This window comes from Metallosphaera yellowstonensis MK1 (genome assembly GCF_000243315.1).
GTDB classification, from domain to species: domain Archaea; phylum Thermoproteota; class Thermoprotei_A; order Sulfolobales; family Sulfolobaceae; genus Metallosphaera; species Metallosphaera yellowstonensis.
In genome coordinates this window covers 521,336-530,738 of the sequence record NZ_JH597761.1, presented here as the reverse complement: position 1 = coordinate 530,738, position 9,403 = coordinate 521,336, and the positions used below count along the sequence as shown (strand labels likewise).

At 45.6% G+C, this 9,403-nt stretch carries 5 protein-coding genes and 4 pseudogenes; 3 read left to right on the top strand and 6 right to left on the bottom strand.

Annotation, left to right across the window (positions count from 1 at the left end; translation table 11 throughout):
• The 6 genes and pseudogenes from METMK1DRAFT_RS19945 to METMK1DRAFT_RS03375 form a co-directional block, all read right to left on the bottom strand.
• Positions 1-321 (bottom strand): annotated as a pseudogene (locus METMK1DRAFT_RS19945) (IS701 family transposase); the annotation flags it as partial.
• Between the two features lie 132 nt (positions 322-453).
• Positions 454-1,491: a zinc-binding dehydrogenase gene (locus METMK1DRAFT_RS03410; protein WP_009070903.1), complete on the bottom strand. Its 1,038-nt coding sequence runs from the start codon at positions 1,489-1,491 to the stop codon at positions 454-456.
• 4 nt (positions 1,492-1,495) lie between these two features.
• The gene (locus METMK1DRAFT_RS03405; protein WP_009070901.1) at positions 1,496-2,092 is read right to left on the bottom strand and encodes a hypothetical protein; all 597 of its coding nucleotides are present in this window, start codon (positions 2,090-2,092) and stop codon (positions 1,496-1,498) included.
• Positions 2,093-2,426: 334 nt separating this feature from the next.
• A complete protein-coding gene (locus tag METMK1DRAFT_RS03395; protein WP_048087588.1) occupies positions 2,427-3,377 on the bottom strand; it encodes a VOC family protein in 951 nt (316 codons plus the stop codon).
• A 492-nt stretch (positions 3,378-3,869) separates the two neighbouring features.
• Positions 3,870-4,932, bottom strand: a pseudogene (locus METMK1DRAFT_RS15490) (IS701 family transposase).
• A gap of 216 nt (positions 4,933-5,148) precedes the next feature.
• Positions 5,149-6,471, bottom strand: a complete 1,323-nt coding sequence (locus METMK1DRAFT_RS03375) for an MFS transporter (RefSeq protein WP_009070887.1) — start codon at positions 6,469-6,471, stop codon at positions 5,149-5,151.
• 350 nt (positions 6,472-6,821) lie between these two features.
• Here METMK1DRAFT_RS03375 and METMK1DRAFT_RS03370 point away from each other — a divergent pair.
• The 3 genes and pseudogenes from METMK1DRAFT_RS03370 to METMK1DRAFT_RS17320 form a co-directional block, all read left to right on the top strand.
• Positions 6,822-7,511, top strand: a pseudogene (locus METMK1DRAFT_RS03370) (IS1 family transposase).
• Positions 7,512-7,593: 82 nt separating this feature from the next.
• Positions 7,594-8,562: an amidohydrolase family protein gene (locus METMK1DRAFT_RS03365; protein ID WP_009070885.1), complete on the top strand. Its 969-nt coding sequence runs from the start codon at positions 7,594-7,596 to the stop codon at positions 8,560-8,562.
• A 655-nt stretch (positions 8,563-9,217) separates the two neighbouring features.
• Positions 9,218-9,403, top strand: a pseudogene (locus METMK1DRAFT_RS17320) (IS5/IS1182 family transposase); the annotation flags it as partial.

Genomic DNA, 9,403 nt, shown 5'->3' with positions numbered 1-9,403 from the left:
AGGGGCTCACGTCTACCTAGAGCGTCGTGGTTCACGGTGTCGTCCACGATGACGACCTGACCCTTCACCAGCCCCGACAGGACCTCCAGTCCCTCCACGCGTCGTCGAGTTCTCCCAACGCCTCCAGCAGGTTTGCGTAGTCCAGCCCGAACGTCTCGGCCGCGTTCCTCACGCTGGTCCTCCCACCTACCAGGACCATGAGGATCAGTGCCAGTTAACCTTCCTGCTCCTCCCGTTCCTCCTCACCACGCCCAACCTGTTTACCGCCTTGACCGGCCTCTCCCTAGCGAACTCGATCTGTCCCTTTCCGCACCTTTTCAGCGAGACGACGTCGAAAAACTTCTCGCTAATACCGGCTTCTTAGTATTACCCCCTAAGATTCCCATAACTGCTGTGATATTAAAATAAATTTTTAATTATACAAATCATTTCTAATCTCCAGTAATCTATAAATTAGGACGTGTCTAAAATGATTTTACCGAACTTCTTACCTTCATCTAACTTTCTATGTGCTTCCCTAACTTCTTCCAGTTTCATTACTGAGTCTACTACAGGTTTTATTTTCCCATCCCTAATCAATCTAGTGGCCTCCAATAAGTCCTTCTTGCTTCCGGCCAACGTTCCATGCATTGTAATATAGTTTACATAGAAAATCCTCAAATTTATTGAAATTAGGTCACTCTCTTTGACTCCGGTTCCCAAAACTATCATGGTACCTCCTTTCTTGACCATCCTCACTGATGTGGATAGGGTACCACCAGGAGCGATGGAATCAAACACTAAGTCACATCCCTTTCCGCCTGTGTACTTCATAACTTCACCTACAACATCTTGTTCCTTGTAGTTTATGACGAAATCTGTCCCTAGTTCCTTGAGTTTGCTGACTTTCCAATCTTCGCCAGCTGCAGTGATAACCTCAGCCCCTAACAATTTAGCTATCTGAATTGCAAACGTTCCTACTCCTCCGCTTCCTCCCCATATGAAGACTTTCATTCCTTGTTTTAATTGAACCCTTTTGGTTAGGGCGTGCCATGCGGTCAGTAAGGACAGCTGACTCGCTGCAGCCTGAACGTACCCAAGGTTAGTTTGTATCACATTTCCGCTGGGAACTGAGATAAGCTGAGCATAAGATCCATCAATCTCTCTTCCTACTATCGCAAGGGACAAGCATAGATGTTCCATCCCAGATTTACAAAATTCGCAACTATTATCATGAATAATCGGATAGCCCATTACTCTCTCTCCTTCACTAATGTTCTTGACGTTACTACCTACTTTCTCCACAACACCGCTAAAATCTATGCCTAAGATATGTGGAAACTTTTTCACGAACTGTTTATATCCACCTATTCTCACTACTCCGTCCAACTCATTGACCGAAGCTGCCTTAACTCTCACTAAGACATCATTACTGTTTACCTTTGGATCTGGGAGTTCGCCATATTCTATGACATCCGGTCCTCCGTACTTATTTATGAAGGCAGCCTTCACGATCTCACCTCATCTTCACATTTATTTTTCTCTTTCCTTCGATCTTAATTTTGTCGCCTCTATAAATACTCGTCGGGCCTATGAACGCCCCCAAAGATACGTATCCTTCCATATCTCTTTTGACCCTCTCTTCTGGTTTGTATTTAGGTTCACCCTCTCCCATTAATTTGTCATTTATATAAATCCTGAAGGAACCATAGGGTGGGTCTATCTCTGGACCCACATATAATCTACCCGCTAAAGCGTTATCCGCAATAACATAATGGCATGGTAATTCCCATGTAGTAAATCTCGTAGCAGGCAGTTCCAATCCCACAAAGGTTTTTTCTATTTTACCGTTCCTCACTAACGCTACTATTTCCACTTCCAGTTTATGACTCTTGAACCAAAGTTCCACTTCGTTACTCGTCGTTATCATGGGTTTCGTTAAGATCCCGATACCATATTTGGCTATTTTATAGCCTCCCAAGCCTTCATTTTCGACCAACATTTTAGTGAACTCTTCTCCCACCCTCTTCGCCTCTTCTGTCGAGAGAGGAAATGGAATTATTTCATTTCTATTCTTATATGCATTAAATAATAACTCAGCCTTCCTAACCATTAATAAACATCTTTCTTAACTAGCTAAAAAATTTTTGGGATAGAGAAGAGCATGTCCATGGCATTGATCAACGGGAGAGGCATTAAACTACTTGGAAAGAAATGCCGTATGTAGGTGATGACATCGGGAGCATATGATTGGTCAGTAGTTATAGGATTCCCGTTAATTATAGCCTTAAAGTCAAGGCGAAACCTAATAACCACTGTGAGTGATAATAATAGCAACATTCCAAAGCTCGTCATTTCCTTTCATTCTCTGCCCTCCTATTAATCTCTCAGCGCGAAATTAAGATATAATCGGGAAAATACAAAAATCCTGAACAAAATATTATCTACTATCTTAAAGATTTCATATCACCAGTAAATATATCTTCAACGGGAGTTAATTCATTAAGCACTGAAAGGGGGAACGGACCCCAGAAATCCCCCTCAGGACTTAACAAATCCATGGGGTATTCTATTGGAGGTAACTTATCTGGATCTAATACGAAGTAGTCCTGAGAAGATAATTCTATCCTATTTCCATCTAGATCCCTGAAATATGCCGTGAGCGTTGAAGCTGCCCTATGTCTGAATATTCCAGTTTCGATGCACTTCTTAAGCCCCTTTGATCCCAATATGTCTGCGGCCCTTATTATATCATCAACATTTTGAACTGCGTAGTTGATGTGGCTTAATGCCGGAACGTCTTTATCGTACCTCCCTATAGCTATTTCGTGGGAGTGACCAAATTTAGTTAAAAATACTATCAATTTTCTCCCTGTTTCATCTACAAATCCTTCTGTCTCGTAAAATCCGAGAACACTACGGAAAAATTCAGACTCCTTATCTAGATCCCTCACCATTACTACTGCGTGGTCAATCCTAGTTGGCCTGGCTCCCCTTTGGGTGCTGAATTGTAACCTCTGAATTCTAGGATCTGCAACATACTCCATATCATAATATAACACTATTGGCAAACCAGCTGGGGTCTCAAAAATTATGGCGTCTTCCACGCCTTCTTCCTTAAATTTTTTATTTTTTAAATTATATTGTTCTAAAATTTCCTTAGCCTTATCTAAGCTCTCTTGACTCCTGACCCTAAACCCTAAATAGCTTAAACCTGGAGGAGTTGCTTGCTTTAAAATTAGGCTGTGATGCTGACCCTCTTCAATCCCTCTCAGATAGGCATACTCACCTTTCTTCTCTGTCTCTATGAAACCTAACAAGTCCTTGTAGAAATACATAGCTCTTTCTAAATTGCTGACCCTTATACAGGCGTGAGATATTCTTAGAACATCTATCATCATACTTTAACACTTTAATTAAAATTCCTTTTGCTGTTATAAAAATTTTCCTCTCTAGCAATGAGAGTGTCTATAATATGATCATTGAATACAAATCTAGATTCAAACCTCTTTATGCAGAGTTGGACTTACTGAGAGCTCTACCTGCCCATTCTCTTAATGATATATCGAGGTTCATCGATGTCCCTTCATGGAGATACGAAAAGTCTAGATTTCAACGGGGAAATTCCATCTAACTTTTGGGGATGTGGCTATACCTCCATAAGGAGAAAGATCTGATAGCTTTATGGAATAGTAAGAGTTTCCCAAAAGCAAATATTTGAACAAATAGATCAATACGAGATGGATAATACCCTTGGGCGATTCAGGACTCCTTTGCGAATTGTAATATCTCTGTTGATTTGGACTTATTCAATGGAGGAATTACTGAATATATTTGATCATTTCATGAAGAAATAAGGGTTCCTGTAATATTACAGCAGTTATGGGACTTTAACGTAACTTAAAGATTTTCATCAGCCCAGGCGGTCCGCCTAAATGACGCTCGAGAACCTGAGGAACGCCTCCAGGCTCCTCAGGTTAAGCTCCCCCACCAGCTCCCTGACGACGTTGTTGATGGTGAAGATCGTGAGGTAACCCTTAAGCCTCTCCCTCCTCCAGAACGAGGAGTCCTCCAGTCCCAGGGCCTCGACGTCCCTGTGGAGCTCCTCGATCTCCCACACGACAGGCCTCCTCGACTTCCTCGCTGAGCGAGGGGTCGGTCGTATAGAGGTACCTGGCCTGTGTCCCGGAGTCACGTTTATATTCCCGGACTAGCAATTTTACCGTAACCACTCGGTCTCCCAGGGTCAGGTCGGCGTAGTAGACTCCGGGGGGTAGGTCTCCCACTCGGAGGTGCCCCTCCACCTCCTCGAGGGTCCCCTGGGCCGACCCTGAGCTCGGTTGGACTTGAGCTCAGACACCACGTTGTCCGTCACGAGCTTCTCGGACCAGTACCACGAGTCGAAGACGACCCTGGACACGCGGAAGGGCTCCTTGAGCACGTCCAACATCTGGCCACGTCGATCTCGGTCTTGAACTCGGTGACCCTCACAAATCCCACATCTTCCTCACGGCGTAGGGGAAACCATGAACGTCCTGCCCGTGGAGAGGTCCACTATCACGACCGTGAGGAGCTTGGCCCTCTCGAACCTCCCGTGAGCGTGGCAGTAGATCCAGTAGTTCCCGTGGGGGCTCACGTCCTTCCCCCTGGAGTACTCCTTGTGGTCCACGGTGTCGTCCATGATGACGGCCACCTGACCCTTCACCAGCCCCGACAGGACCTCCAGCCCCTCCACGCGTCGTCGAGTTCTCCCAACGCCTCCAGCAGGTTTGCGTAGTCCAACCCGAACGTCTCGGCCGCGTTCTTCACGCTGGCCCTCCCACCTACCAGGACCGTGAGGACTAGCGCCTACCCGAGCTTCCTGCTCCTCCCGTTCCCCCTCACCACGCCCAGCCTGTTGATCTCCCTGACCAGCCTCTCCCTAGCCAACTCGATTTGTCCCTTTCCGTTCAGCATCTTTTCAGCAGGAAGACGTCGAAAAATAAAAACTTCTCGCTAATACCGACTTCCCCGTATTACCTCCCTAAGATTCCCACAACTGCTATATGGAAGATGATATTAGGCTCTCTTTTAATCAAACAATAGATTCTGATCTTTTAGAGAGATTTAATGGCAATATCCACTATGAAAATTGAAGTGCCCCACAAAGCAGTTAAACGGAGATCTTCCTCATTCCCTTAGTTCACTTCTGAATGTTTCCTTTAGTGGAAATCCTGAGACTAACGAGATAATCGAGGCTATTACTACTAAGAACCCGAGAGAAGGAATGGCTGCTAACAGACCGTGACTTCCAGCTATAACGTAGGAGGGAACTATACCGCCTATTATGCTTCCTACTGCACTGGACACCTGATACGATATTCCAGAGCCAGAATACCTGTACTTTGTGGGGAACTGTTCGGTGTAGAGAGGTGCCAGCACGCTATTGGAAATGAAGAGCAGTGTAGACAGAAGAGCTCCGGCTATAGTATAGGGGAAACCAGCCTTCAATAGGAGTATCGCCGGATAGGCTACTATGACACTTATGGCCGAACCTATCAGGTAAGTTCTCTTCCTTCCTATATAATCTGATAAAGTTGACGAACCGATTACAACCCCAATAGCTACCAATGAGGCGATTATAATAACCTCAAACACTTGAGGTAGGGTAAGACCTGCAGCTCGCATTATGGCTATACCATAAGGTCCATTCAATTCTATCAATGCTATCGCTATTGGACCTGCATTAAGAAAACATAGAGGAACCATCTTCCAGCCGAATTCTCTAAATACGTCAAGGGATGGCCTCTTAGCTACATTGCCGCTCTGCCTCAACTTCTTGAAAAGAGGACTCTCCTCAAGTTTGTACCGCATTATGATACCAATAATTATGAGGAAGCCTCCAGCTATGAATGGGTATCTCCAGCCATAAGAGATGAAAACCTTAGGCCCCAAAACAGTGAAGGGAACAACGAAGGCCAACGATGAGAGCAGTATGCCCACTGGGTTAGAAGAATATACCAGGCCATTCCAAAATCCTCTCCTCCTAGACTTGCCCAGGAATTCTGTCACCCACGTCTGGGCTCCCCCATATTCTCCCCCCATGGCCACCCCGAAGAGTAATCTGAATAGAATTATAAGTGAGGGAGCAAGTACTCCTAGCACGCCGTAACCAGGCGTGAAGGCTATGCCGAATATGGCTATACCTCCGATCAATAAGGTTAATACAAGTGTGGTTTTTCTCCCCAACTTATCTCCATATTCACCAAATATGAAGGCTCCCACAGGTCTGGTCAAGTACGTTATGATGTAGGTCGACGCGGAGACCGCTAAAGCCGCCGTACCTTTAAGGAAACCGAAGTAGAGGGAGGGCCAGACCACGGCTGCGACCAGAGAGGAGAGAAAGAAGTCGTACCAATCAATAACTGAACCTATCATGGCTCCTGCAGTTACCTTTGAAACCTCTCTCAGATTTACATCTTGCCCCTTTTCGGCTCCATATCCCTTAGTCATATTAATCATTATATTTACTTTATTAGATATTTAAGCCTTTCTTAGGTTCGTGCTTCGTGGATTACTTCAATTTTTATCAGAGTTCACGTATAACTTTCTTTCAAATTGACGTACAATTTCTAATTTTAAGTCGTCCAATGAGCTCGACATCTGAGAAAATTCAACAACTCCACAAAGCACTAGGTTCGACACTTTGCGGCCTACTCGTTTGCAGGTTATGTTCTCGATGTCATCAAGATATTCGAAACATAATGTACCATCAAATTAATTTTATTCATTTTCCAGAAAACGAATAAATACTTGATAGTGTCATCATTAAGCTATTTATATTTGTATAACGAGTATTACTTATGGGTAGGAAGGCTGTAGTTAGGCAAGACGTTTCTTGACCCTCCTGTGGTTCTCATCATGTTAAGTGTGGTAGGCCTTTGGGTAGGCAGAGGTATTTGTGTAGAGAGTGGTAGGTACTTCTTGGGTGATGCTACTTACCATCACCATTCTAGGAAGTTGAGGGAGGACGCTTTAAAAATGTATTCTAATGGTGTGGGTATGAGGGCTATTTCTAGGGTGCTTAATGTACCTCTAGGTTGTTCACTTGGATTAAGTGTTATGGTGGGAGGAGGTATGAGAAGCTTGTTGAGTTGTGGGGGAAGGCTAAGGAGCTGGTTAAGGGTAATGTTGTTACTAAGGTTGTTGATGAGATGTGGACTTATTTGTACAAGAACACTAGGGCGTTTTATAGGTGGATTTTCACTTGTTACGTTTACACGACCCTTGGGTTACTCGTTCTGTTCTCGGTAAGGGATAGGGATGAGAGGACGTTTAATGAGATCTTGAAGTATTTACCACAAGGGTGGGTTAGTGATGATTATAATGTCTACTTCTCCTTGAGGAATCACACTGTAGTCAAGTTTGTTAATCCTAATGAGTCCTCGCATTCTTCTTTGAGGGATAGGTTTGTTAGGTTCAAGAGGGCTACCAAGGCTGTCAATAGGAGTTTAGAGAGGATTAAGTATTCGATAGCCTTGGTCTTTTGGTAGAGAAGGTTAGTTCCAGAATTAATCTCATAAATGTCCACACTATCGAAGAAATGTTTAAATTGTTTCTGGTTCAGCTGAACCCATGGCAGACGTTGAGATAGTTGACGTTCACTCACACTTCTACCCCAAGACCTACGTGGATAAGCTCATGAGGAGGGGGTTCGCCGAGACAAGGGAGGGACAAGTGATCCTGAAGTGGGGGAGGAGGGGTTCGCCGGCGAGCATCAGTGCGGTGAACCTGGAGGAGAAGGTAAAGGAAGTTAAGAAGTTTAGCCCCAACTCCCTCTCCCTACTCTCCGTCTCTGCCCCTTGGGGCGAGGTTCTACCTAGAGGGGAAGAGTTAGGGGTGGTCAGGAAGGCCAACGACGAGCTGAGCGAGATAGTGCGTAAGAACGAGGGGCTCTTCGGGGGCCTGGCCATGTTGCCCACGAGTGACGTTGAGGCCTCGGCGGAGGAGGCGGAGAGGGCCATTAAGGAGCTGAACCTACACGGTTTCGTAGTGGGGACCGGGATGGCCAACCGCATGTTGGAAGATGGGAGGATGGGAGAGCTACTGAAGGTAGTGGAGAAGTTGGGGAGACCTATCTTCCTCCACCCCGGTACCCTGCCCCTGGACAAGGTTCTAAACGAGGGTCCGGCAGCTGTGGGCGTGTCCTTCGTCTTCGAGACCACGTATGTCCTGGTCAGAATGGCCCTCCAGGGCCTCCTCAGAGATTACGACGTCAAGGTCATATGCCCCCACGGAGGGGGATTCATCCCCTATCAGCTGGGGAGGGCAGATCTAGTGAAGTCGGCCTATGATCAGTCGTTACAGCTCCCCAGCCAGTACCTGAGACGCAACGTGTTCTATGACACGGTCATGTACACCGAGGAGTCCCTAAGGTTCCTGGTGGAGGTGATGGGTGAGGACCAAGTGGTCTTCGGTACTGACCACCCCTTCCCGGTCAGCAGAAGGGAGCTCTTCCTCGGCTTCGTCCAGAAGCTATACCAGGGGAGCACCAGGGAGAAGATCCTGAGGGAGAACGCCATGGGACTGTTCGGCATTAGGTGATCTCGCGCCTCGGACCGATTTGTGGGACGCGGAGAGAAAGTAAAGAAACATATAGATATATATAACTTTTTTGTAATGAAGAGGTGCACTCATTAACATATGTTGATGATAACTCACACACGTTCGGAGAATTGTCCCATGGGTACTGTTCTTCGGTGGAACTTTAGGGCTTTCTTTTCTCCATTGGTGTATAGCCTTTAAGGTGTCAACGTTATCCTTCTTTTCAACAACATTAGTGATGCGACGTTTTAAACATCGAATTCTAGAGATATTATACACTAATTCTAAATTGATGGCTCAGGACTGCCACGAAGTTCTATATATTCAAACGGATCTGTGATTTCATGTTAACTCTGGGGTCTATTTCCCAATGCTGTAAGATCATCCTTTGAACTTCATTTAGAGACTATCCAGACGATTTAGTAGGATCCCATGACTTTTTCCTTCGCTAAAAACCAAGAATGTTCTAGGCCTCAGAATTTTGGTAGATCGTATTAATTATCAATGTGAGAGCAGTTATGGGACTTTCCCTCAAATATCACCTCACATTCAAGGGAGAATCTAATAACTGCTGATCATGATTAGGTTGATTTATGCTTTGTGGCCTTCTTCAATGTTATACAAAAAGTTATAAACGTTCGCCGAAGTTTAGCCATTGGGTGAGAGGAAGTACACCAGGGACTGGGGCAAGTATGACGAGAACGTGGTGACCAGGTACGAGCTCATGTTCCCGTTCCACGTGTTCGAGCACCGGTGAGGTTCCTGGAGGAGGAGAACAGGGACGCCAAGAAGACCTTGAAGGCCCAGAGGGAGTTCGACGAGTTCCTGGCGTTCCTCCACA

Excerpts from the sequence above, each read along its gene's own strand:
- METMK1DRAFT_RS03405 (WP_009070901.1), bottom strand. The coding sequence starts at position 2,092 with ATGGTTAGGAAGGCTGAGTTATTATTTAATGCATATAAGAATAGAAAT.
- METMK1DRAFT_RS03395 (WP_048087588.1), bottom strand. The coding sequence starts at position 3,377 with ATGATAGATGTTCTAAGAATATCTCACGCCTGTATAAGGGTCAGCAAT.
- METMK1DRAFT_RS03375 (WP_009070887.1), bottom strand. The coding sequence starts at position 6,471 with ATGACTAAGGGATATGGAGCCGAAAAGGGGCAAGATGTAAATCTGAGA.
- METMK1DRAFT_RS03365 (WP_009070885.1), top strand. The coding sequence starts at position 7,594 with ATGGCAGACGTTGAGATAGTTGACGTTCACTCACACTTCTACCCCAAG.